Annotated in this window: 22 protein-coding genes; 12 read left to right on the top strand and 10 right to left on the bottom strand. The window is 49.3% G+C overall.

Annotated elements, in window-relative coordinates:
- Nucleotides 1-122: 122 nt before the first annotated feature.
- Nucleotides 123-1,316: a M20 aminoacylase family protein gene (locus tag ABDZ76_RS11120; protein WP_343805403.1), complete on the bottom strand. Its 1,194-nt coding sequence runs from the start codon at nt 1,314-1,316 to the stop codon at nt 123-125.
- Between the two features lie 271 nt (nt 1,317-1,587).
- On the opposite strand from ABDZ76_RS11120, the gene yddG reads away from it, so the two are divergent.
- On the top strand, nt 1,588-2,469 hold the full coding sequence (gene yddG / locus ABDZ76_RS11115; protein ID WP_343805401.1) for an aromatic amino acid DMT transporter YddG: 882 nt from the start codon (nt 1,588-1,590) through the stop codon (nt 2,467-2,469).
- Here yddG and ABDZ76_RS11110 read toward each other — a convergent pair.
- A complete protein-coding gene (locus tag ABDZ76_RS11110; protein ID WP_343805399.1) occupies nt 2,438-3,274 on the bottom strand; it encodes a YggS family pyridoxal phosphate-dependent enzyme in 837 nt (278 codons plus the stop codon). The genes yddG and ABDZ76_RS11110 overlap by 32 nt on opposite strands.
- A 336-nt stretch (nt 3,275-3,610) precedes the next feature.
- Here ABDZ76_RS11110 and nagB point away from each other — a divergent pair, with 336 nt between their 5' ends.
- Complete coding sequence (gene nagB, locus ABDZ76_RS11105) at nt 3,611-4,378, top strand: glucosamine-6-phosphate deaminase (protein WP_343805397.1); 768 nt, start codon at nt 3,611-3,613, stop codon at nt 4,376-4,378.
- Between the two features lie 56 nt (nt 4,379-4,434).
- On the opposite strand, the gene ABDZ76_RS11100 is transcribed toward nagB, so the two are convergent.
- On the bottom strand, nt 4,435-5,448 hold the full coding sequence (locus ABDZ76_RS11100) for a LacI family DNA-binding transcriptional regulator (RefSeq protein ID WP_343805395.1): 1,014 nt from the start codon (nt 5,446-5,448) through the stop codon (nt 4,435-4,437).
- Nucleotides 5,449-5,726: 278 nt separating this feature from the next.
- On the opposite strand from ABDZ76_RS11100, the gene ABDZ76_RS11095 reads away from it, so the two are divergent.
- From ABDZ76_RS11095 to uxuA, 10 genes are all read left to right on the top strand, one after another.
- On the top strand, nt 5,727-6,515 hold the full coding sequence (locus ABDZ76_RS11095; protein WP_343805393.1) for a 6-phosphogluconolactonase: 789 nt from the start codon (nt 5,727-5,729) through the stop codon (nt 6,513-6,515).
- Nucleotides 6,508-7,287, top strand: coding sequence for a sugar isomerase domain-containing protein (locus tag ABDZ76_RS11090; protein ID WP_343805391.1), 780 nt, complete (start codon nt 6,508-6,510; stop codon nt 7,285-7,287). The genes ABDZ76_RS11095 and ABDZ76_RS11090 overlap by 8 nt, the downstream gene beginning before the upstream one ends.
- Nucleotides 7,287-8,456, top strand: a complete 1,170-nt coding sequence (locus ABDZ76_RS11085; protein ID WP_343805388.1) for an N-acetylglucosamine-6-phosphate deacetylase — start codon at nt 7,287-7,289, stop codon at nt 8,454-8,456. Before ABDZ76_RS11090 ends, ABDZ76_RS11085 begins: the two co-directional genes overlap by 1 nt.
- Nucleotides 8,453-9,739, top strand: coding sequence for a neutral/alkaline non-lysosomal ceramidase N-terminal domain-containing protein (locus tag ABDZ76_RS11080; RefSeq protein WP_343805386.1), 1,287 nt, complete (start codon nt 8,453-8,455; stop codon nt 9,737-9,739). The genes ABDZ76_RS11085 and ABDZ76_RS11080 overlap by 4 nt, the downstream gene beginning before the upstream one ends.
- 95 nt (nt 9,740-9,834) lie before the next feature.
- Complete coding sequence (locus ABDZ76_RS11075; RefSeq protein WP_343805384.1) at nt 9,835-11,163, top strand: ABC transporter substrate-binding protein; 1,329 nt, start codon at nt 9,835-9,837, stop codon at nt 11,161-11,163.
- A gap of 107 nt (nt 11,164-11,270) precedes the next feature.
- Nucleotides 11,271-12,155, top strand: coding sequence for a carbohydrate ABC transporter permease (locus ABDZ76_RS11070; protein WP_343805382.1), 885 nt, complete (start codon nt 11,271-11,273; stop codon nt 12,153-12,155).
- Complete coding sequence (locus ABDZ76_RS11065; protein ID WP_343805380.1) at nt 12,155-13,039, top strand: carbohydrate ABC transporter permease; 885 nt, start codon at nt 12,155-12,157, stop codon at nt 13,037-13,039. The genes ABDZ76_RS11070 and ABDZ76_RS11065 overlap by 1 nt, the downstream gene beginning before the upstream one ends.
- Nucleotides 13,040-13,042: 3 nt before the next feature.
- Nucleotides 13,043-14,278 (top strand): AGE family epimerase/isomerase, encoded by a 1,236-nt coding sequence (locus ABDZ76_RS11060; RefSeq protein ID WP_343805378.1) that lies wholly within the window; start codon nt 13,043-13,045, stop codon nt 14,276-14,278.
- Nucleotides 14,279-14,283: 5 nt separating this feature from the next.
- Nucleotides 14,284-15,351, top strand: a complete 1,068-nt coding sequence (locus ABDZ76_RS11055; protein ID WP_343805376.1) for an ABC transporter ATP-binding protein — start codon at nt 14,284-14,286, stop codon at nt 15,349-15,351.
- Between the two features lie 49 nt (nt 15,352-15,400).
- Nucleotides 15,401-16,600 carry a mannonate dehydratase gene (gene uxuA, locus ABDZ76_RS11050; protein WP_343805374.1) on the top strand — a complete coding sequence of 400 codons (1,200 nt, stop codon included), beginning with the start codon at nt 15,401-15,403 and terminating at the stop codon, nt 16,598-16,600.
- Between the two features lie 82 nt (nt 16,601-16,682).
- On the opposite strand, the gene ABDZ76_RS11045 is transcribed toward uxuA, so the two are convergent.
- From ABDZ76_RS11045 to ABDZ76_RS11015, 7 genes are all read right to left on the bottom strand, one after another.
- On the bottom strand, nt 16,683-17,459 hold the full coding sequence (locus ABDZ76_RS11045; RefSeq protein ID WP_343805582.1) for an ABC transporter ATP-binding protein: 777 nt from the start codon (nt 17,457-17,459) through the stop codon (nt 16,683-16,685).
- 5 nt (nt 17,460-17,464) lie between these two features.
- Nucleotides 17,465-18,328 (bottom strand): ABC transporter ATP-binding protein, encoded by an 864-nt coding sequence (locus tag ABDZ76_RS11040; protein ID WP_343805372.1) that lies wholly within the window; start codon nt 18,326-18,328, stop codon nt 17,465-17,467.
- 4 nt (nt 18,329-18,332) lie between these two features.
- Nucleotides 18,333-19,271 carry a nickel transporter permease gene (nikC, locus tag ABDZ76_RS11035; protein WP_343805369.1) on the bottom strand — a complete coding sequence of 313 codons (939 nt, stop codon included), beginning with the start codon at nt 19,269-19,271 and terminating at the stop codon, nt 18,333-18,335.
- Between the two features lie 6 nt (nt 19,272-19,277).
- On the bottom strand, nt 19,278-20,345 hold the full coding sequence (locus ABDZ76_RS11030) for an ABC transporter permease (protein WP_343805367.1): 1,068 nt from the start codon (nt 20,343-20,345) through the stop codon (nt 19,278-19,280).
- Nucleotides 20,346-20,470: 125 nt separating this feature from the next.
- Nucleotides 20,471-22,099, bottom strand: a complete 1,629-nt coding sequence (locus tag ABDZ76_RS11025) for an ABC transporter substrate-binding protein (RefSeq protein WP_343805364.1) — start codon at nt 22,097-22,099, stop codon at nt 20,471-20,473.
- Nucleotides 22,100-22,204: 105 nt separating this feature from the next.
- Nucleotides 22,205-23,629 (bottom strand): M20 family metallopeptidase, encoded by a 1,425-nt coding sequence (locus ABDZ76_RS11020; RefSeq protein ID WP_343805362.1) that lies wholly within the window; start codon nt 23,627-23,629, stop codon nt 22,205-22,207.
- A gap of 38 nt (nt 23,630-23,667) precedes the next feature.
- Nucleotides 23,668-25,476, bottom strand: coding sequence for a S9 family peptidase (locus ABDZ76_RS11015; RefSeq protein WP_343805360.1), 1,809 nt, complete (start codon nt 25,474-25,476; stop codon nt 23,668-23,670).
- Nucleotides 25,477-25,515 lie beyond the last annotated feature (39 nt).

The following is a 25,515-nucleotide window of genomic DNA, read 5'->3' as shown; positions in this document are numbered from 1 at the left end:
ATTCAGATAAAATCAGTAAATGAAATTGGTAATCCTAATTTGACAGAGAACCCCATCTAACGCAGGCTTTCACGCCGGTATTTTTGCAAAATACCGGCGAGAGAAATCAAGCAAAACTTGTATTAGACATTGCCACCAGCGGCCAGATAGCGCTCTGCCAAGCGAGCCCAAAGGGCTGCGCCCACCGTCAGATTTTCATCATTGAAATTATATTTCGGGTTATGCAAGACTGCAGAATCCAGACCATTGCCGAGTCGCAAAAAGCTGCCCGGTTTATGTTGCAGGAAGTAAGCAAAGTCTTCACTGCCCGGAATTAGCGGACAGGTCGAGACATTGCTGTCGCCTACCAGTTCACGCGCAACTTCTGTGGCAAAAACCGTTTCTTCATCGGAATTAACAACAACCGGATATCCGAGCTCATATTTGATTTCAGCTTTTGCGCCATAGGCTGCAACATGCTGCTCGGTCAGTTCACAAACGCGCTTGCGCAACAACTCACGCACCGCCGGTGAAAATGAACGGATACTGATAGCCAGATCGACATGTTCGGAAATAACGTTTGAGGCTTCACCGCCATGGATCGTGCCCACAGTGATCACAGCCGTTTCTGTCGGATCAATATTACGCGACACAACCGTTTGCAGTGCCATCACCAGACTGCAGGCAACCATAATCGGATCAACAGTCAAATGCGGGCGTGAAGCGTGGCCACCTTTACCAATAACACGGATTAAAGCAGTGTCTGACGCTGCCATCATTGGCCCTGAACGAGAAAGCACCGTACCTTCCGGCATGCCCGGATGATTATGCAGACCAAAAATCGCGTCCACAGGAAAACGTTCAAACAAGCCGTCAGCAATCATGGCTTGTGCGCCACTGCCCTCGCCTGCTTCTTCAGCCGGTTGGAAAACCAATGTAACGGTGCCATTAAAATTCTTGGTACGTGCCAAATATTCAGCCGCTCCAAGCAACATCGTGGTGTGACCATCGTGACCACAGGCATGCATTTTACCATCAATTTCACTGGCATAAGCAACGCCGGTTTTTTCCAGAATTGGCAAAGCATCCATATCAGCGCGGATCGCAATATTGCGACCGCCTGTACCAACCGTCAGACAACCAACAACACCGTGTCCACCGACATTACGCGTCACCTCATAGCCCCAGCCCTCAAGCTTATCCGCCACATAAGCAGCCGTTTTTTCTTCTTCAAAAGAAAGCTCCGGATGCGCATGCAAGTGATGGCGCATTTCTTCCAACGCTGGGCGGTTTGGTTCAAGATCAGCGATACGGGCAAATTTATCTGACTGGCTCATACTCTTCACCCCGTCAGTTTCTCGCGGGGGCTCCTGTCACGTGATGAATTGTTTAACCTCACAAGGACTACACAAATATGTCAGCTTTTCAATCTCATCCTTAAAGAATAAAGCCCAAAGCACTGCTCTTTAATCGGCGATCCCTCATACTGTCACTCATTTGTTGACGACCATGCTCTCTCACAGCTCAATGATGACAAAAACATTTGCATCGATTAGCAAGGGGCAAATCAATCGGATACTTTAGAACCTCAAAACGAGAAATTTTTCAGTGCCTTACAGCAGAGCAACCGCCATAGGCTTAACAGCCGTTTTTCTTTGGAGCACGATCGTCGGCCTTGTCCGATCTGTCACCGAAGCATTAGGCGCGGTCGGAGGCGCCGCAATGGTCTATACGCTCAGCTCTGTTATTCTGCTTATTGCAGTAGGTATTCCAAAACTATCCGCTTTCCCGCGCCGATATCTTATTTGGGGTGGACTCCTTTTCGCTGCTTATGAGATGTGTTTGTCACTCTCTATTGGTTTTGCGGATTCTGGCACCCAAGCCATCGAAGTCAGCATGGTCAATTATCTCTGGCCAAGCATGACGCTTTTACTCACCGTGATAACCAGCAAGCAAACGTTACGCCCGCTTATATTTGTGGGTATGACTGTCTGTCTGATAGGTGTCAGCAAGGTGCTGGGTGGTGAAAATGGTCTTTCATTGCATCATATGGCCGTTAATATTGGTTCCAATCCGCTCAGTTATGGGCTTGCTTTTGCTGGTGCGATTATATGGAGCATTTACTGCGTTCTAACCAAGAAAATTGCAAAAGGCTGTAACGGTATAACCCTGTTTTTCATCCTGACGGCAGCGGCCTTATGGCTTCAATTTGCCTTCACTGAAAATCAGGCTTTTAACTTCACGCCGCAGCTGCTGATAGAGCTGTCACTCGTCTCATGTGCTATGGGTTTAGGCTATGCCGCATGGAATACCGGCATTCTCTACGGCAATGTCACTGTGCTTGCCACGGCATCCTATTTCACACCCGTGCTTTCAGCATTTTTTGCTGCGCAGCTGCTGGGTGAAAATTTAGATATTTCCTTCTGGCTTGGCACATTACTGGTTAGTGCAGGCTCACTTATGTGCTGGTGGGCGACAAGGACGCATTAATATTTGTAGCGCTGACATGATCTGTTTTAGAGGGTGCAAAACCCGGCCAATAAAATCCGTCATCCGTCGGTCTTGCACCAAAGATCGCCTGTCCGACACGAACCACTGTTGCACCTTCTTCGATGGCTGTTTCAAAATCACCCGACATTCCCATCGAAAGCTGAGTAAGTCCCGAGTGAATTTTCACGGCCTTATCGCGCAGATCACGCAACAAACGAAAACAAGTGCGAACCCGCTCTTGGTCACTGCTGAAAATTGCCAATGTCATTAAACCACGCGGTTTCAGACGCGGATAATCCGATAGCCGCTCGACAAAGGGTAAAAGATCATCCGGATGCAAACCATATTTGCTTTCCTCGCCGGATGTATTGACCTGCACAAAAACATCCATGTCGCGATCCATATTATCCAAGCGGCGGTTGATTTCCTCAGCCAATCTAAAACTATCGAGCGCATGAAACTCAGACGAAAGGCGCACCAAATATTTCACTTTATTGGTCTGCAAATGACCAATAATGCTCCAATTAATCGGATATTCGCTTAAAATTGCCTGTTTATCGCGCGCTTCCTGCAATTTATTCTCGCTGAAATCAGAAATACCCGCCGCATAAGCAAGGCGTAAGACATTTGCCGGAACTGTTTTTGTAACCGGCAGCAGGCGCACATCATCAATATTACGTCCGGAACGCTGACAGGCGGCCTGAATACGCTCTTGTACTTTAACAAGATTAGCGGCAAAGGATGTTTTCGGGTCGTCACCAAAACGGGCGATTTCTGCTTCGGTCAGTTTTATCTCGCTCGGCATCACAAAGCACCCTTTTACGACAATCTCATTCCAGCGGGTTTGCCCTATGAAACATAAAGCATAACTCGCAATTACCATGAAACCGGTTGAGTTAAATCAGCCGCTTTAGATAAAACAGCCAGGCCGGATGCGTTGAAATTTAAATCGTTTTAAAAGTAAATGTGCAGACTTGTCAGATAAATATAAAAGATACGCAGATTTTAGTGATCTAAGCCTGGCTGACTGCTTGCAAAAACTGTTTGATGGCAATAATTCTGAAGCTAACGACGTCGCTCATCGATGCGGTCAACATGATAATGCACCTTGACGTGCCTTACATACAGAAAGAAGTTTGCAGTGAAAGTTCTCATTTGTCCTGATCGCGATGCAGCGATTGAGCGCGCCAAAGGCATCATCATCGATCACGTTAATGCCAAGCCTAAAGCCGTCCTCGGCCTTGCAACAGGCGGCACTATGGTGCCTTTATATGAGCGTCTCGTCAGTGCCTATCAGGCCGGTGCCGTCTCTTTTGCCGGTGTGACAACCTTCAATCTGGATGAATATATCGGCATTCCGCCGGAGCATCCTTGCTCATATCATACCTATATGCGTGATATTCTGTTCCAGCACATCGATATCGACCAATCCCGCACGCATCTGCCGCATGGCATGCCGGATGATGTGGATGCGGAAGGTGAACGCTATGAAGCAGAAATCACCGCAGCTGGCGGTATCTCATTGCAATTATTAGGCATTGGCAAAAACGGCCATATCGGTTTTAATGAACCTTCCTCATCGCTTGCATCACGCACCCGCGTAAAAACGCTGACCGAAACCACACGTAACGCAAACCGCCAATATTTTCCCGAAGGTGAAGAAACGCCGCGTTTTGCACTGACTATGGGTATCGGCACTATTTTGGATGCGCGTGAATGCCTGCTGATCGCAACAGGTGCCGATAAAGCACAAGCTGTTGCTGATATGATTGAGGGTGCTGTTTCAGCAGCTTGCCCTGCATCAGCATTACAGTTCCATCGTCATGCGACCATCATCACCGACCAGGAAGCTGCAAGCCAATTGCGCCTTACTGATTATTATCAGCATGTGCATCCGGACGGCATTTAATTAAACCGTATAGACACATTTCATGCGCTGTAAGAAATTGCAGCGCCTGAGTTTATTTAGCTAGCCGGTGCAAATTCCGCCGGAATATTTGTCATCGTATCACGAATAACAAGATGCGTTTCCAACGTGTGGCGCACATCGCGAATGGAACCGGCCTGCAATATTTCCATGAGCAGCGAGACCGCGACACGGCCTGCCTCACTTGATTGATTGGAAACCGATGTAAGGGCCGGATATGTCATCGCGCCCAGCACATCATCGCAACCGATCAGACTGAAATCTTTTGGCACGATCACATGCCGCTCGGCCATGCCGGCGAGCACCCCCTGCGCCGTTAAATCATCAAAGGCAATCGCCGCGCTGGCACCCGTTTTTAAAATCGCATCAACGGCATTTTTCCCCGCCTCAAAAGAGGGTACAATGGTTGCAACGGTCTGAGCAATTAGGTTGAATTTTTCTGACGCATCACGCACAGCGGCGCTGCGCTGCTGGTTCGACCATGATGTCGATGGCCCGCTGACATAAACAATCTTGCGATGCCCCAGCTTAGCTAAATGTTCCACCGCCTGCCAAACACCTGTGCCACTATCAATCAGCACGCGCGCAATTCCCTCAACGTCACGATTGATCAAAACGAGGGGATGCTGGCTGGCATGTTCGCGAATTTGCGCATCAGACAGACGCGATGACGCCAGCACAAAACCTTCCACCTGTCCGGCAAAACGCTTGAGCAATTTATCTTCCTGAACCGGATCTTCACTGCCGTTGCCTAAGAAAATGCAAAAATCCGAGCGATCAGCTTCCATTTGTGCCGCCTGAATCAGCGGCGGAAAAAACGGGTTAGCGATATCAGGAACTGTCAAAGCAATATTGCCATAACGGCCGGTACTTAAAGCGCGCGCAGTATGATTTGGCACATAACCAAGCGTTTTTGCCGCATCCAAAATACGGGTCACAGTTTCAGGGCTCAACATATCAGGGCGGGTAAAAGCACGGGAAACGCTGGAGCGTGCAACACCGGCTGCCTCTGCCACCTGACTAATTGTGACCCCCTTGATTTGTTTGATCATTGTTATTCGTGCCCGTTTTTCTTGCGTCGAAATGCTAAGTTTTCCAAGCTTTTACCGCTCTTTTTACCCACATTAAAAACTGTTTTCCATCTCTTTAAACGCCTATAGCATGCGTGATTATGCGCCAATGTGCAATTTATGTTATTGACATGCAACCGGTTGCATGGAATCTTCATGACAAATATAAAAATAAATAATCGTGCGTAATTTGCATCAAAAGCCAAAAAGACTGATCGCTGGCTCCTGATCGTGCCGCACCTAAAATGCTGGAGAGATTTTTGTCGGAAGCAATTATTGGTGAGAGCTTAGCTCTGCGCAACCGTCATTACGGTAGCTTAAAGGTTCGGTCGTTTGAAACCCGCGATTGCATGGGAGAGGCAGCGGCAAAAGATATTGCCGCGGCGCTGCGTGCGTGCCTTCAAACCAAAGATCAGGTTCGTATGATCTTTGCCGCCGCCCCAAGTCAGGCAGATATGCTCAAAATGCTTTGTGCTGCCCCTGATATTGACTGGAGCCGCGTTACAGCTTTCCATATGGATGAATATATCGGCTTGAGCCTAGATCATCCGGCACGTTTTGGCCTCTGGCTGAACCGCCATATTTTTGATCAGCTTCCCTTTGGGCAAGTGCATCGCATTATGCCGGGCAATGATGCGTCCGCAGCGGCAAAGCGTTATGCAGCATTGCTGGAAGAAGCGCCGATTGATTTTATCTGCCTTGGCATCGGTGTTAATGGCCATATCGCCTTTAATGATCCGCCGGTTGCGCTGTTTGATGATCCTGAAACGGTCAAAATTGTTGTGCTGGATGATGTCTGCCGTCAACAACAGGTTGATGATAAATGTTTTGCCACTTTCAATGATGTGCCGGAACAAGCCATTACACTCACCATTCCATGCCTGATGGGTGGCGAACAGTTATTTTGCGTCGTCCCTGGTGCATTTAAGCAAAATGCAGTGCGTGATACGCTTTATGGCGAAATCACCACAGCATGTCCGGCCAGTATTTTACGCAATCATCCGTCCTGCACATTGTATCTAGATAAGGATTCTGATCCGGATGCCTGAAACTCATTCCATCAATGCTGACCAGTTATGCGCTGATTATCTGGACAAAACCCATGCGCTTATGAAGCGCATTTTAAGCGAAGAAACATCTGCGCTGGATAAAGCCGCCGCCAAACTGGCAGAACAGATCAAGGCAGACCGGCTGATCCATATTTTTGGGCCCGGCGGCCATTCCAATCTTGCCGCGCAAGAGGTTTTCTTTCGCGCCGGTGGTCTGATGCATATCAGCGCCATTTTGGATGAAGGCACCTTATTGTCCAATGGCGCTCTGCGCTCCATGGCTATTGAACGTCTGCCCGGTTATGGCAAAATTGTTATTACCGATCAGAAGCTTGATAGCACAGACCTGCTTATTCTTGTTAATGCTTACGGCATTAATGCAGCTTTGATTGACGCAGCCCTTGAGGCCAAAAAACGTGGCGCATTTGTTATCGGCGTCAGCTCTCGCGAGCATGCTGAAAACACCAGCCCGGACCATCCGGCTCGCCATCCGACCAAGCATAATTTGCATGATCTCGTTGACATTGCCATTGATACGAAAGTGCCGATTGGCGATGCTGTTGTGACCATGCCAGGCATGAGCGAAAAGATCGCAGCTATTTCAACTTTTGCCAATGCTTTCACGCTTAACTGTCTGGTGATGCGCACTGTGGCAAAACTGGTTGAAGATAATGTCGAGCCGCCTGTCTGGCGTAGTGGCAATGCACCAGGTGGTGATGAAGCCAATGGTCGTTTTATTGCTAATTTCCAGCATCGAGTGAAAGCACTGTAATGACAGGCATCCTGTATGGCATTGATCCTGCCACCCAACACGGTCGCAAAATTTCCATACAGGATGGTCGCATTGTTTCGATCGAAAAAGATGATGCTGCCAAGCTTTCACTTTCAGGTGAGAAAACAACGCCCCTCCCCTATATTTCAGCAGGACTTATCGACCTGCAAATTAACGGTTATGCCGGCCTTGATCTGAATTCAGGCGAACTCACGCCTGAAACAGTCAGTGCTTTATGCCGCAAGCTATGTGAGCTGGGCGTCACCAGCTGGTTACCAACGCTCATCACCGCATCAAAAAGCTCGATCATTTCCGCGTTACAGTCCATTGCTGAAGCGCGCCGCACGGATTGGCTGGCGGAGCAAATGATTGCCGGTGTACATGTCGAAGGCCCATCGATTTCACCGCTTGAGGGCCCACGCGGTGCGCATCCGTTGCAACATGTCCGCGCCCCCTCATTAGACGAATTTGATGAGTGGCAGAAAGCCAGCGGCAATTTAGTGACTTTAGTAACAATCGCACCGGAGCAAACTGGCGCCATTGATTATATCCGCGCTTTAACTGTACAAAATATAACCGTTTCCATTGGTCATAGTGCCGCCTCGCCGGATGATATTCATCAAGCCGTTGAAGTTGGTGCGTCCATGTCCACTCACCTTGGCAATGGTGTTGCAGCAACTATGCCACGCCATCCCAATCTAATCTGGGCGCAACTTGCCAATGATAAGCTATCGGCAGGCTTCATCGCTGATGGCTGGCATTTATCACCGGATACATTTAAAGCCATGCTGCGTGCGCGCGGATTTGAGCGTTCTTTTCTGGTCTCAGACAGTGTGGCTCTGGCTGGTATGCCAGCCGGACGCTATGAACAGGCAATCGGCGGCACGGTTGAAGTTTCTGAAAACGGTCGCATCGGCGTTGCAGATACGCCTTATCTTGCAGGCGCTGGTCTGCCGCTCGCAGCCAATGTGCCAATTGCCATGCAAATGGCGAACTTGTCTTTGTCTGAAGCGCTGCAATTGGCGACCAGTAATCCGGGTCATTTCATCAATGGCCGCGGTAAATTGCAGATTGGCGAACGCGCTGACCTGATCAGCTTCATTTATGAGCCGCAGATGAAACAGCTTGATATTCAGGCCGTCTGGGTTGCCGGAAAGCGGGTTATATGATGAGCAGCAGCACCTCACCAGTAAATATATCTGCGGGCGTTGCTGTTATCGACATCACTCCGACATGTGGCGTTGCCATGTCCGGTTTTGCCGCTCGCACAAAACCGGCCGAAGGTGCGCATGACCGCCTCAGTGTGCGTGCTGTTGTGCTCAACGATACCGCTCTTGTCGTTGCCGACGTTATCGGCATCAGTGCAGATATGAGTGCTCGGATTCGTCAACGCTGCTGCTTAGCCGCAGATAATATTGTTATCAGCGCATTGCACAATCATGGCGGGCCAGTGTCTATGGCCGACCGTTTAAGTATTCAAGCCGATGCCGCATGGCTGGAACGGTTAGAAGATGCTTGTGTCACTGCGATCAATCAGGCAGCAAGCAATTTGCAACCCGTAACTATCACAGCAGCGCACGGCTCCGATCCTGATGTCGGGCGTAATCGCCGCCATAAAGACGGGCCGGTTGACACTGCCTTGCCACTTATCCGCATCCGCGATAGCTCTGGGAAAATGCTGGCGCTTATCATCAATTATGCCTGCCACCCAGTTGTTTTAGGTGCAGACAACCTTCTCTGGACAGCTGACTATCCTTTTTATGTGCGTGAAAAACTGGAAGAGCACTATCCGGATGCAGTCGCTTTATTTGTCACCGGTGCGATTGGTGATGTGAATACCGGCCATAACGCCCACGCTTCGGTAAGCCTAACAGCCACACCGGATCGCACTTATGAAAATGCCGAGCGCATCGGTCAAAAGATTGTCAATGCGGCCATGACGGCACCTGAACAACAGTTACACGGCGCGGTCAGCGCACAAAATATGACAATTGAACTAACCTTTGAACGGCGTGAAAAACAAACGCCACAAGAACTTTTCACGCTTTGGCAGAATGAGGCAAAAACTGCCGAACCGGCACGGCGTGCCCTACTTCACTATTGGTGTGATTGGGCAAAGTGCAAAACCCTTGAACCACTAAAGCCGCTTAATGCACGAATTAGCTTTTTGAACTGGGCTGGAATTGGCATTGCCGCTTTACCCGGTGAAATTTTTGCTCAGAGCGGCCTTAACATACGCCAAGCCTTGCAAACTTACGAATTTTTGCTGGTTGCCGGGTTTTCCGATGATAATCCGGGATATATTCCACCGGAGGATGAATACATCCATGGCGGTTACGAAGTAGATGAAGCCCATCGCTATTATGGACAAAGCGCAACTTTTGCCCCCGGATGTGCAGAATTGCTCACAAATAGCATCATCCTTCTCGCACAAAAAACAACGAAAGAATAACAAAATAAACAACCAAAATCGTGCAGATCTGCTTTGTTAACTTGACACGCAACCGGTTGCATGAGAAATTTTACATTAAAATGAGGGAGGAAGTAATGACAATAATTAATAAAATCTGGTCAAAACAATTTGTCACTCAGACAACAGCCAATAAAAAAACCATCTTTGGCGCTGTGCTCAGCGCAGGGCTTCTCGCTGGCCTTTCCGGCGTTTCTGCCGAAACACTGACTGTTTGGAGCGGCTATCCGGAAATGGCGCCTTTCTATCAGCATGTTGCTGAAGGCATGAAGGAAAAATTTCCTGATTTGCAGGTCAAAGTAGAAGCGATTGCATTGCGTGAGCATGAAAAACGCGTCGCTCTTGGTTTGTCATCGGGCACATCCGACACAACGGTTATTGAACTTTCCGGCTCCACCGCCAGCCGTTATATTGAAAATGAACTGCTGCCGGCAGCGCCCGATGAAGTTGCATCTTTTGTGAAAGATCCGGCTAACTTTGGCTCGTTCTTCAGCCAAACTGCCAGCATGGATGGCACCGTTTACGGCGTGCCATTGTTCCGTGGTCAGGGTTCACTTTTCTATAATACCGAAATGTTTGCAGCAGCCGGTCTTGATGGTGCGCCCAAAACCATGGAGGAATATTCCGAGTTCGCTGAAAAGCTCACCAAGCGTGATGCGTCCGGCAAACCAACCGTTTCCGGCTGGAGCCTGCGTCTCACCGGTGGCGGTCAGGGTATTGCAGAAAAATTCTGGATCAATCTGTTCCAGTTTGGCGGCAACATCGTCAAGCAAACCGATGACGGCAAATGGGTTACTGATTTTGCCAATGAAGCTGGCCGTAAGGCGCTCAAGCAATATCTGGAAAATGTTTACACGCTGAAAACAGTCACACCGGAAATGCCTGCTGATGCGGAAGCATTTGAGCGCGGTGAAACAGCCATGTTCATCCGTGAGTCATGGGTTATCAGTGATATTGCTTCCAAGGCACCTGATCTGAAATATGCCACTGCCCCGCTGCCGCGCGGTTCCATCGGCCTGCCAAACAATCTTTATGTTGCGGGTGAAGGTGACAAGGTCAATATTGGCTGGGAATTTGCCAAAGCTGCCAATACTCCCGAAAATCTTGTCTGGATGCTCAAAAATGTTGGCTGGCTGCCAAACCGTTCCGGCGTTGATTATTCATCGGTCACCAACAGCCAACCGGCTTTCGCAGCTTTTGTTGATTATCCTGAAGGCTATGAATTCTTCACTTTGCCATCCATTGGTCCGGTTGAAGAAATTCTCACCCGCTTTGCAGCACAGTTAACCAATGCTTTTGGCAATGCCAATCTGGTCAATGATGATGCAGCGATTGATGCTTTCTTGAAAACTGCCAGCGAAGAGGTTGAGAAAATTCTCGATCGTGAAGACCTGCTTGGCAAATAAGCATTTCAACATCAGTCTTTCTGGTCGGGCAGCATTGCCCGACCCGTTTTTCCAATGCCACTTTTCCAAGGTCTGTTTTCTAAGGCCCATTTTCTAAGGGAAGAGCCATGCTGACCCGTAAACGATGGATTTTTGCAATCCTGGCAATCCTCCCGACGCTTGCCATTTTCTCATGGATGCGGATTTATCCCATCGTCGACACATTGCGGCTCAGCCTGCATAAATGGGATCTTCTATCGAAGAAAAAACCCTTCATCGGCCTCGATAATTTTCGCGAATTAATGAGCGATCAGCTCTTTCTCGATGCACTGGTAAATACCAGTATCATCGCTTTCGGCGTGTTGATTATCACCATTCCAACCGCAATGATAATTGCCGGTTTGATCCATCATCGCAGCACATCGCGCTTTTCGGCCTTTTTTGAAACCGCGATTTTCATTCCCTATATCGTCTCGCTTGTTCCCGCAGCGATGGCATGGAAATGGATATTTGATGCGCGTCTTGGCCCTTTAAACGCCTTTTTGTCGATCTTCGGTATCAGCCCGCAACCATGGCTTTTTGATCCGGTTTTATCGGTTATTTGTATGATTGTTCTGTGCTCTTGGCAGGCACTTGGGTATGCGGTTTTAATCTATCTGGTCGGCTTTAAAAGCCTTCCCGTTTCGCTTTATGAAGCAGCCAAACTTGATGGCGCCACAGCGCGGCAATCTTTCTGGCATTTATCTGTGCCAATGCTCAAGCCGATTACCCTTTACGTGTCCGTTGTAACGCTTGTCTCCGGCTTTAACGTTTATGCGCAAGCCTTTGTGCTCGCCTCGGACTCTCAAGGCGCGCCCGGTCGACAGGTTCGCGTGCTGGTGCTTGACATGCTGGAAAACAGCTTCCGCAATTACCGTATCGGTTATGCTGCGTCTGAAGCTGTCGTACTGCTTGCCATTGTATTGGTGCTCACCCTGATCCAGTTTACTCTGTTACGTGAAAAGGGCCGATAATGACCCAAGTTCAAACCACACAAACAGCTGACCACCATCAATACGGGCACCGCTTGCGGCGCAAAAAGCGCAATATCAATTTATCCATTGATGTGCTGCTCTTTGTGATCTCCATCTCCATGCTATTGCCCCTGATGTTTCTGGTAGCAAATGCATTCAAAACACCGCAAGAAATGCTAGCCTGGCCGCCAACCATTATTCCGGCGGATCCAACTCTTGAAAATTTCAAATCGGTTTTGAGCGACACACCGCTTTTGCGCTGGATCATGAACAGCATTCTGTTTGCATGTCTTTCCACCATCTGCATTGTCGCCACATCCGCGATTGCCGGTTATGTGCTCGGCAAATTCCGCTACCGCAGCATGAGCATCATCTTCGCGCTCTTCTTGGCAACGGCTGTTGTGCCTTTTGAAGTCTATATGATCCCGCTCTATTTTCAGGTCAAAAGCTTAGGCTTCTTGAACTCCGTCTGGGGATTATTATTCGGCTATATGGTCATGAGTTTTGGTATTTTTCTTATCCGTCAAAATGTCATTCACTCCATTCCGGATGAATTACTGGAAGCAGCACGCATTGATGGCGCCAGTGAGTTTTGGATTTTCCTGCGCATTGTTCTGCCGCTCTTACGCGGTGCATTGGCTGCGCTTGCAGTGCTGGCTTTTTTCCAGGCATGGACATCTTTCGCATGGCCGATGATTGTTGCAACAACGCGTGAGAGCTACACAATTGAAGTCGGGCTTGCGCTATTCCAAACCGGTTTCACCGTTGATTTGGGTCGCCTTAGTGCTGCTTCGGCCACCGTGCTTATTCCGTCTGTTCTTCTCTTTGTTCTGCTGCGCCGCAACTTTGTGCAAGGCATCGCCAGCACTGGCATGAAGGAGTAGGTGATGAATTTTCTCGATGCAGCCCGCAGCCAATATTTAGCTGTTAATAGCGGCACATTCTACTGGATGCTGTCGCGCGCGCAGTTACAAGGTGGATTTCTGAACACCAAGCATAACAGCCTTACCTTGCAAGATTATGGTAATGCTGACGGCATGCGCGGCCCCGATTATACCTATGGCTGGATACAAGGTCGCGGGCTGGAAGCACTCGCCACCCATGCCAATTTCTTTGATCTGGAATTACCGCCACTCGCTACAAAACTTGATACCGCTGGCAAGGCGCTTTCTCCGCTTTTGGAAAAGCTTATTGCCAAAGATGGCCATGCTTATTTTTGTTATGATCCAAACCATAATCCGGTTTATCCGGATCAAAACTACAAGCTTGCCCACCAAAATCCGGCCAACAACATCTACACCTATTCTGACTCCTTCGTGTCAAAAGGGTTGATGGTTGCAAGCAATCGTTATCACGGCACGCCTGATAAAAACCATGTCGCTTATCTGGAAAATGTCATTCAGGCGATTGAAGACGGACGTTTTCAAATCGACGAACGCCAACCCTTGTCAGAAGTGGCGATTGCAAAGCAACCGGATGATATCGGCCCCCGCATGATATTGCTTGGTGCAGCGGCCCTTTTCAATCGTGTTGGTCTGCATAATCACACAGCCTATGCCGAACGTTTTATCAGTCATATTATCGACCGGCATTTCGATGTAAAAACAGGTTTGCTTCGCAATGTACCTCAAGGTGATGAATGCAATGTCGGTCATGGCATCGAATTTGTTGGTTTCGCGCTTGATTATTTAGGCGAGGATGCAGACCCATCACTGATTAAAAACTTAGAAAAAATTCTGCTCGCTTCATTCAAAACAGGCTTTATCAATCCGGGTATTGCTTTGTCAGTTTCGGTTGCCACAACCCAAGCCACCAATAAAACCTGCCCGTGGTGGTCACTGCCAGAAACAATCCGCGCGGCAGCGCTGCTTTATGAACGCAACCGCAGCAATGAAGTTCTTGATGTCTGGAAAACGGCCGATCAAGCCTTCTTCAAAAATTACTGGCTCGGCACGCCGCCATTAGCCCGTCAAACCATGACGCAGGATGGCCAAATAGATTTTGTACCTGCCACACCGGATCTTGATCCGGGCTACCATACCGGTCTCAGTCTGCTTGCTGCCCTTCAGGTGGCAGACAGATTGAGCAATAAATCTTCATTATCTGCAACGCATAAGGTTTAAGAGATATGGCTTCTGTTGAAATTTCAAACGTCACCAAGGCCTATGGTCAGCTTGAAACCATCAAGGGCGTTTCAGTTGATGTGTCTGATGGTTCTTTTGTCGTACTGGTTGGGCCGTCGGGCTGCGGCAAATCCACATTGCTGCGCATGATTGCAGGGCTTGAAGACATCACCGGCGGTGAAATCCGCATCGGTGGCCGAGTGGTCAATGATGTAGAACCAAAACATCGTGACATTGCGATGGTGTTTCAAAATTATGCGCTTTATCCGCATATGACCATTGCCGAAAATATGGGCTTCTCACTGCGTTTAGCTAAAAAGCCAGCGGCTGAAATTCAGTCGCGCGTTGCAGAAGCTGCACGGATGCTCGGCCTTTCTGATTATCTTGACCGCTATCCAAAACAGCTTTCCGGTGGCCAACGCCAACGTGTGGCAATGGGACGTGCAGTAGTGCGCAATCCGCAGGTTTTCCTCTTTGACGAGCCGCTTTCCAATCTGGATGCAAAGCTGCGCGTGCAAATGCGTGCCGAGCTCAAAGAACTACATGCACGCCTGAAAACAACAACCGTTTACGTCACCCACGATCAGATTGAAGCCATGACAATGGCCGATAAAATCGTTGTCATGAAAGACGGATTGATTGAACAGGTGGGCTCACCGCTTGAGCTTTATGATCATCCGGCCAATGTTTTTGTGGCCAGCTTCATTGGCTCTCCGTCGATGAATTTCATCAAAGGTAAAGTGTCAGCAGATCAAAAGTCAGTCCAAACATCTGATGGTATAAACCTGCCTCTTGGTGCAGCCACCGCGCTGGCAGGCAGCAGCGATGTTACTTTCGGCATTCGCCCGGAACATCTGACACTAACAGATGAAGCTCAGGGCATTCCGGTCACCATTACCAATCTGGAACCGACAGGATCTGACACGTTTATTCAAGGCATGATCGGCACTCAAAAGATTGAAGTGCAATTGCACCAACGCCTGAATGCACGCATCGGTGACACGGTACATTTAAACTATGCAACTGGAAATGTGCATCTTTTTGATGCCTCAACCGGCATCCGTATTAACTAAAGCCAAATTCGTCTTAGACCGAATTAAAGAATGAAGTGAGGAATTTGACATGCGTCAGGGATGGAGATGGTTTGGCCCCAATGGAGGCATACCATTAGATGCAGTGCGGCAAGCTGGGGCAACTGACATTGTGTCAGCTTTGCATGAAGTGCCGATTGGTCAAGCCTGGACATCCGATCAGGTGCGTACACGCAAAAACCTGATTGAGAACACCCCTTCCGGCCGTACACCTCTTATCTGGTCGGTTGTTGAAAGCATTCCGATTTCGGATAAAATCAAGCGTGAGGGACGTGCAGCAAGTCAGGATATTGCAGCATGGATCGCTTCGATGGAAGCATTAGCTGAAAATGACATTAAGGTCATCTGCTATAATTTCATGCCGGTAGTGGATTGGTGCCGCACCGATCTTGATTATGAAGTCTCCACCGGCGCGACAGCAATGTATTTCGATCAGGATCGGTTTGCCGCGTTTGATTTGCATATTTTGCAACGTAAAGGCGCCGAGAAGGACTATTCAGAAGCAGATCGTATTGCCGCACGCTCTACCTTCGAGGCGATGAGCGACAATGACATTAACCAACTGATTGCCAATATTGCCAGTGCATTGCCCGGCTCTACAACAGAGCCGCTTACAATTCCGGCATTCCGTGAAAAACTCGAAACCTACACCCATATTGATGCAGACAAGCTCCGTCAGAACCTGATCGAGTTCTTGGAAGAAGTAACACCGATTGCTGAAAAGCTCGGCGTTCGTCTGACATTGCATCCAGATGATCCGCCACGTTCACTCTTCGGCTTGCCACGTATTGCATCGAATGAAACCGACTATGCGGCAATTTTCGATGCCGTACCATCACAAGCCAATGGTATGTGCTTTTGCTCAGGCAGCCTTGGTGTCAATGCGGATAATGACTTACCAGCTATGGCCAAACGCTTTGCTTCGCGCATTTATTTTTCACATTTGCGCGCAACAACACGGCTTGGCGATGGTCGCAGCTTCTATGAAGCTGCACATCTCGAAGGCGATGTGGATATGGTTGCCCTGTTACGCGTGCTTGTTGAAGAAGACCGCAAGCGTGACAAAGGCGATAAAATCATTTTTCGCTCCGACCACGGCCATCGCATGTTGGATGACTTAGATAAAAAAGTAACACCTGGCTATCCAGTGATCGGCCGTATGCGTGGCTTAGCCGAACTTCGCGGCATTATTACTGCGCTTGATCCTCAAGCACTATGTACCGTTAAATAGATTTAACATCATAAAACAAAATGGCCTGCATGATAAAATCATGCAGGCCATTTTTTAAATGCGGGCTATTGGTAAAGTTGCGTCAAGCTTGCTCACGGCGCTCAACGGCTTCAATACTCGCTTGCAGAAAGCTTTGCGTATATTCAGCATTGGCACGGGACTGGCGCAGATCATCCGCCGTCAATTCCTCCAGAATAATGCCTTTATGCATAACGCCAACGCGCTCGCAAATATGCGCGACCACCGCCAGATCATGGCTCACCATCAGATAGGTGAGGTTTCTGTCGCGGCGAAGTACCTTCAGCAGGTTGAGAATTTCTGCCTGCACAGACACGTCCAGTGCAGAGGTTGGCTCATCCAGCAGCAAAACTTCCGGTTCAATAATCAAAGCACGCGCAATAGCCACGCGCTGACGCTGACCGCCCGATAACTCATGCGGGTAACGATAGAGAAAGCTCGGGCCCAGACCCACTGCTTTCAGCACATCCAGAATGCGCTCTTCCTTGCGATCCATATTGTGAATGGCAAGACTTTCCGCCAGCACTTTATGCACTTGTTTGCGCGGATGCAGTGAAGCATATGGGTCTTGAAACACCATCTGCACACGGCGGAAAAAAGCTTTGTCGCGCTGCTGGTCGAGCTTTACATTATCAAAGACAAAATCGCCCTGATAATGCGGAATAAGCCCTGCAAGCGCACGCAGGATCGTCGATTTACCGCAACCGGATTCACCGATTAAACCATAGGCTTCACCACGTTCGATGTGGAAGTTGACCTGCTTGACAACGCGGGCGCGCTTGCTGCCTTTACCAAAGCTGATAGAAAGATTGCGCACATCAACGAGCGGAGCTTGTGTCATATCTGTCATTCATTTGCTCCAGTCATTGTTGGTTCGGTCAGCCAGCTTGGGTCACGCTGCGGCACTTCCAGCATATCAACCGGCTGATTAAGGCGCGGCAAACTGGCAAGAAGCGCTTGCGTATAAGGATGCTGCGCTTTGTGCAGTTCTTTAGCCGGCAAGTCTTCCATTATGCGGCCAGCATACATCACCAGCACTCGGTCACAGAAATCCGCAACCAGATTGAGATCATGGCTGATGAACATCAAACCGGTGCCGGAACGGCTGACCAGTTCGTCCAAAACGGTCAGAACCTGACGGCGAACAGTTACGTCCAGCGCTGAGGTTGGCTCATCTGCAATAATCATGTCCGGCTCAGGGATCAGCATCATCGCGATCATCACGCGCTGCCCCATGCCACCGGAAATTTCATGCGGGAATAATTGCATGACACGTTCAGCATCACGAATATGTACGGCTTCCAGCATATTCAGTGTACGCTGGCGCGCTTCCGCCTTGTTGACCTTATGATGCAGGCGATAGGCTTCCATGATCTGATCGCCGATGCGGATCAATGGATTGAGCGAATATTTCGGATCCTGCAAGATCATCGAAATCTTGTTGCCGCGAACCTTCCGCATGTCTTTTTCAGACGCATTGAGCAAATCCGTATCGCCAAAACGCATGGTTTTGGCACGGATTTTTGCAGCTTTCGGGGTGAGTTTGAGCACCGAGCGGCCGGTCATCGACTTGCCTGAGCCGGATTCACCAACAATACCGACTTTTTCGCGTCCGATCGAAAAACTAATGCCGCGCACGACATCAAAGTCCCGATCAACACCCGGAAAAGACACCCACAGATCTTCAACTTCAAGTAAAGGCTTGGTCATTTTATTATCCATTCCGCGGGTCAAGAACATCACGCAATCCATCGCCAAACAGATTGAAGGCAAGGCTTGAGAGCAAGATGGCGCAACCTGGAACAGCCGCCAGCCACCATGATGTCATCATGAATTCACGGCCACTTGAAAGCATCGCACCCCATTCCGGGCTTGGCGGCTGCGCACCAAGGCCGAGAAAGCCCAGACCTGCAGCGGTCAGAATAATGGAAGCCATATTCAAGGTGATACGGATCACCACAGACGGAATACACATCGGCACCACATGGCGCAAAATGATGCGCATGGTTGATGCACCCTGCAATTTAATCGCCGCCACGTAGTCGGATGAGCGAATGGTCAGGGTTTCAGCTCGCGCCAGACGCGCAATCGGCGGCCATGAGGCAAGCGAAATCGCAATCACAGCGTTTTCAAGACCGGGTCCAAGGGCTGCGGCAAAGGCAAGCGCCAATACCAGACTTGGGAAGGCCAGAAAAATGTCGACGATACGCATCAAAGCTGTATCAACCCAGCCGCCCATATAGCCAGCAGTTGTACCAACAACCAATCCAATAGGACCAGCAATAATGGCAGTCAGTGTTACAATATAGAGTGTGATACGGGAGCCATAAATCAGGCGGCTATAAATATCACGACCAATTTCATCCGTGCCAAAATAATGCTGGAATGATGGCGGTTGCAAACGATTAGCCAGATCACTGCTATAAATATCATATGGCGCAATGTAAGGCGCAAAAATTGCGATCAACACCAAAGCGAACACAATCATCATGCCAAACATCGCCGAGGTATTCATGCGAAATTTGAGCCAAGAGCGATAGGATTGCTGCACACGGGACTGCAAAGCGGTGGCAGCAACAGGAGCAGTCAGCCATGCGCGAAATGCCGATTGTTTGCGCAACGGTTCAGAAGCGGAATGATTACTCATTGTCATATTTCCTTATCTGGTGCGCGGATCGAAGACGCGATAGAGAAGATCGCTGATCAGGTTGATGGCTACAAAGAGAATACCAATCAGCAGCGTACAACCAACAACCGCATTCATATCACCCGCCATCAAAGCATTGGTGAGATAGCGGCCAAAGCCAGGCCATGCGAAAATCGTTTCGGTCAACACAGCACCTTCCAGCAAAAAGGCGTAAGAAAGCGCAACAATTGTTACCACCTGCACGGCAACATTGCGGAAAGCATGTCCCCATACTGTGCGCGACCATGAAAGACCTTTCACGCGGGCGGTAATGATATATTCCTGATTGAGCTGCTCAATCATGAAGCCGCGGGTCATACGGCTGATATAAGCCATCGAACCAAAAGCCAAAATCAAAGCCGGCATAATGATGTGACTGAAAGCATTGCGGAATGCTTCCCACTGGCCTTGCATCGCCGTATCCAGCAACATGAAGCCGGTTTTGCTCTCAAACGCATATTCATAAATGAAATCAATGCGTCCCGGCCCACCAATCCAATCCAGTTTGGCATAAAAAATAATCAGCGCCATCAAGCCCAGCCAGAAATTCGGGGTTGAATAACCAAACAGGCTGACAATACGAACGCCATGATCGAGCGGTGAGTTGCGATACATAGCGGAATACACACCGAGCGGAATACCAAAAGCCGTACCAATAACAATTGCAACGGTTGCCAGTTCAATGGTTGCCGGAAATACGCGGGCAATATCTTCCAGCACAGGGCGGCCGGATGTCAGCGCCTGTCCGAAATCGAACATCAGAGCATTTTTGATATACATCCCATATTGCACGATCAAAGGCTGATCGAGGCCAAGCTTACGATACATCATATCATAAGTTTCCTGAGAGATATTATCTCCCAGCATGGCAATGATCGGATCAAGCGGCAAAAGCCGGCTGATAAAGAAGGTGAGCGTAACCAATCCCAAGAGCGTAATCGCTACAGAAATGATAAGACGCGCGGCGGCGGCGAGAAACTGAAGCACAGGGCTAAGTTCTCGTTCAACCTCCCCGTCCTCAATGATTTCATGCGTCGTCATCGGCAGTTATTCCTAAAAAATAAGAGCAAGAATTTATACAAGCGAGGGCAAGTGCTTGTCACAAGCAGAGCTGAAAAAACATGCTTTCCTGCCGGTTAAACACCGGCAGGAAAGCTTTTTAACACTTATTTTTCAGCCAAGTTGTAATAGGCGCGGAAGCCGTTCCACTTCCAATCTTTCATTGCCTTGTTAAGGCTCGCAGTGGTCAGGCTTTGGAAAATATAGGCGTGTGGGCCTTTTTCCAGCATTTCCTTTTGCAGTGCATGATAAAGCTCTTTACGCTTTTCTTCATCACGTTCCAGCAATGCTTCATCCACTTTAGCATTTACAGCCGCATCAAAATAAGAAGCGCGCCAGCTTGGATACATTGACTGCTTGGCTTCAAGACGATTGTCCGGATTGTAAATCTGGCGTGAAGCATTGCCGTGTGCGTCAGGAACAGTGGTTTTCCATGCCAGCAGGCTTGTCTGGAATTCACGGCCGCGCACGCGGCTGAAAAGCTGCGAAGAAGCCATGCGTTCAATCTTGATTTTAACACCAATTTTGCTTGCTGCATCCTGAATAGACTGGGCAATCGGTGCTGCATATGGCTGATTGGTAATCAGCATGGTTGTTTCAAAACCATTCGGATAACCGGCTTCAACCAGCAATTCCTTGGCTTTTTCAACATCCAGTTTAAACGGCTGACCTTCTTCTGCATCAAGCGCACCGAAAGCACCCAGCTGGGCAAAGGATGCACGCGGTACACCACGGTTCTTAATAATCGTATCCGCAAAGCCCTGATAATCAATCAGGTAGCGCATCGCGAGACGCACTTTTTCATTGGCAAAAATCGGATCGCCGTTATTCAGGTTCCAATAGAAAATCGACGGATTCAGAATGCGGGACACATTGATTTTGTCCTGCGCTTCAAGATCGTCCAAATCTTCCGGGGTCAGGTCACGGGCAACATCAATGTCGCCTTTTTCAAGTAACAAACGCTGCGTACCAGCTTCGGAAACATGGCGGATCAACACTTGTTGCAACTTCGGCGCATCACCCCAATAGTTAGTGGAAGCCTGCATAATCACAACTTCGGCAGGGTTCCAGCGTACAAGTTTGTATGGGCCGACACACTCCGAGCGGGTGGTCAGATATTTATTGCCCATATCGCCATCAACCTGCTGTTCCATCAGCACTTTTTGGTTCAACAGCGAAGCAACACGATTGGCTGCAATAGCCGAAAGAACGAGATTAACCGGATATGGCTTATCCAGCTTCATCACCAATGTATTATCATCAGGCGCTGAAATAGTGTCGTCAATGGTTTCTTTCACAAAGCCATATTCATTCAATGTTGCTGCGTTACCAAAACCAAGTTTGACGACGCGCTGCAATGACCAGGCCATATCTTTGGCAGTGGCTTTGTCGCCATTCTCAAATTTCAGATCATCGCGCATATGGAACGTGATCTGCTTGCCGTCTTCCGACACATCCCAGCTTTTAGCAAGATTAGGCACGACTTTGCTTTCATCTGCCGGATCAATATCCACCAAGGGATCGCAAATATTCTGAATAATTTCGTTGGTCGCTGCTTCACCGATCTGCGCCGGATCAAAGGTGCTGATCGCGTCAATATTCCACGCCATCACCAAAGTATTCGGTGGCGAGGCTGCTTCAGCCGCAAAAGTTGCGCCAAAGCCTGCACCGGCCAAACCGGCAGCAATAGCAATTGCACTGCTGCGACCAAGAATTGATTTCATTGTTAAGGTCATGATGTCTCCCACTTTATTTTTTGGTTTAGATTGAGCGGTTTCGCCCAAGCCGCATGTTGGACGAAACCGGATATGGCGTGTGAAGTCTGCCGTTTATTCGGCCCGTTACTCAGCAGGACGTGGCTGCAAAGGCGGATTGACTTCCGGCGGAATTGGGCAGGTGTAAGGCATTTTCGCAGTGCGTGCCTTATGGTCTGCTTTTGCTTCCGCCATGATTTTTTCGTCTTCCATGACGTCAATAGCTGTGCCAGCCATCACTTTGGCGGCATAGACCATGCCCTTATGCGCGGCAGGCATTTTGCCCTGCGCAGTAATCTGCCAAGAGTGACCCGGTGAGCCGATCGCATGGGTTGCAACGCGTGCCTGAACGGTTGGCACAATCCAGCTGACATCGCCCAGATCGGTTGAACCAATCATCGGCACGCCTTTTTGCTCACGCGGCAACACGTAATCGCAAAGTGGTGAATTGGCGTCAAACTCCTGACCAACGCGCAGGTAATCGGTTTCGATATCTTCCTGGGAGAGAGTTGCCTGAATTTCACGCGCGAATGCACGGTCAGCATCATCAAAAGGCACGCCGCCCAGACGATCCATATTGGACTGCATAGCAATTTCCAAAGGTGTGTTGCCAAGAAGATTGGAAACCGCACTCATGATGGAAATATCGACGGTAGTGTCGGTCATCATCGCAGCGCCCTGCGCTACTTTTTTGACGCGTTCATTCAATGCGAACATACCAGCCAGATCCGTTGCACGGATGGCATAGCGCACTTTTGCTTTCGCCTGAACCACGTTTGGCGCGATGCCACCGGCATCCAGATAAGCATAATGCAAGCGGCAATCTGCCGGCACATGCTCGCGCAAATAATTGCAGCCAACACTCATCAGTTCCACCGCATCAAGTGCGGAACGGCCAAGATGCGGTGCTGCTGCCGCATGGGACGCGCGACCGGTAAATTCAAAATCCATACGGGTGTTTGCCAAAGACTGTGCGTCATCGACTTGCGTGAAAGATGCCGGATGCCAGCAAATGGCAATATCAACATCGTCAAATGCACCCGCACGCCCCATAAAGGATTTGGCAGCGCCACCTTCTTCGGCCGGACAACCATAATAACGGACACGGCCTTTTTTACCGGTTGCTTCCAGCCAGTCTTTAACAGCTGTTGCAGCCAGCATCGCAGCAGAACCCAGCAGGTTGTGGCCGCAGCCGTGGCCATTGGTGCTGCCTGCCATCGGGCGTGGTTCAGCAATGCCTGCTTCCTGACTTAAGCCCGGCAGCGCATCATATTCACCCAAAATTGCAATAACAGGGCCGCCTTCACCAGCTTCACCCATTACAGCAGTTGGAATACCGCCAACATTTTCGGTAATGCGGAAGCCCTGCTCTTTCAGCATTGCTGTATGTTCAGCGCAAGACTTATATTCCGTATATGCGATTTCCGGCATCCCCCAAACGCGGTCGCTCAGAGCTTCAAACTCAGCCTTTTTAGCGTCCACATGATCCCAGATTATTTCACCATTCTTCACGGTGCTCACTCCCAGTAATAATTCCAGATATTAAGATTTTAGAGATTTTCACTCAGGAAACGTGCCAGCTCGCCAAAAACCAAACGACGGTTTTCAACGCGGGCAAAGCCGTGGCCTTCATGCGGAACACGCAAGATTTCAACCGGCTTGCCAAGACCGCGCAGGCATGAATAAACCTGCTCGCCCTCACAAGGGGTAACGCGCGGATCTTCAAGCCCGTGAACAATCATCAATGGCGCCTGCACCTGATCCATCTTGTTGATCGGCGAGAAACGCTCCAGATCATCACGCATGGTTTCCACATCGCCATATTCGATAGCGCGCAATTGTTTGCGCCAAGGGCCTGTGGTTGTCAGCAATGTAAGGAAATTGGCAATACCGTAATATTCAACCCCGAGCTTCCACAAATCCGGATATTCAGTGAGCGCTGCCAGCACCATATAACCGCCATAAGAGCGACCAAAAACACCGATACGGCTTTCATCCACATCAGCGCGACCACCTACAGCCATGCGCACAGCTTTCAAATCAGCCACACTATCAAGACGCAATTCACGGTCATCAAGGTGCTGATAAGCACGGCCATAACCGGTGCTGCCACGAATATTCGGCGCAACCACCATAATGCCCTGCGCCAGCATATATTGAATGTCAGCGCGGAAATCCGGCTTCCATTGTGCTTCAGGGCCACCATGAATGATGATCATCACCGGATAGCCATTCTCACCCGCCGGCACCTGCGGGTGATAGACAAAATAAGGAATGTCCAGACCATCAAAGCTTGCAACACTGGTAACCGTCGGCTCCAGAAATACAGGCAAGGTTTTCTTAGCTTTTGGCGCATCGGTCAGGCGTGTGAAAACACCGGTCTCAACATCGCAGCTCCAGATGTCTGAAGAATGTGCGGCACCTTCAATCGGCATAACCAGATATTGGCCGTCTTTCGACCAGATGAGCGAAGCCACAACACCGGCAACCGGCATTTCATAGCGCTTCAGCACTTCACCCTGACGGTTGACCAGCACGATATCGTTCCAGCCCTGACGGTTAAGAACGAGTGCAAACTTATCCTGCTCAGCTGAAAGCACCAGTGCTTCTACATCCTGAGCGTCAAAAGCTGCCACTTGTGTAAGCACATCCTTATTTGCAGGTTTGAACATTACAGAAAGATATTCCCGCTCCTGATCGCTGATCATCAGCAAGCCGCTATCATCTTTCAGCGAACGGATTGCCTGATAACGTGCGCGTCCCTGATGCGGTAATGTCTTTGTATAAGCTTTGGTTTCAAGATTAAGCAGGCAGAAATCCTGATCCGTCATTGCACGGATGCAATCATTGACCATCAGCGCTTTGCCATCACGGGTAAAGGCAGCAGGCGTGCGCCAGCCAATGCCTTCATAAACACAAGTCGCTTGGGCAGAAGCCACGTCCATCACATATAAATCCATGTCGGATTTGTTGCGATAGTTTGCAGCATAAGCGATATGCGTGCCTTCCGGTGACCAGCAGCCCCATGCATGCACCACAGTTGTATCTGTTGTCAGCGGCTGCGGTTCACCTTGCAGGTCTTTAATCAGCCACAACTGGTGACGTTCATCGCCACCCCAGTCTGTCGTGATCAGCAGGTCATTGCTTTTCGGGTTAAAAGCCATTGCACCGACAGGCTCAGGCATATTGGTCAACTGGCGTGGCTCCCCACCTGCCGCCGGCTGCATCCACACCTGCATCATTCCGCTTTGATCACTCAAATAAACCAGCCATGCACCATCCGTGGAAAATGCTGGTTTGACCGCCTTACAAATATCAATGTAATCAATCATCGAAATTGATTTATCGCCGCTACCCATAACTATCCTACCCGTTTTATAAAAATTCTCTATTGCGGT

This window comes from Paenochrobactrum glaciei, from assembly GCF_039522165.1.
Classification (GTDB): Bacteria; Pseudomonadota; Alphaproteobacteria; order Rhizobiales; family Rhizobiaceae; genus Paenochrobactrum; species Paenochrobactrum glaciei.
Note: the sequence above shows the minus strand (reverse complement) of the source record. Positions and strands in the feature narration are given on the sequence as shown.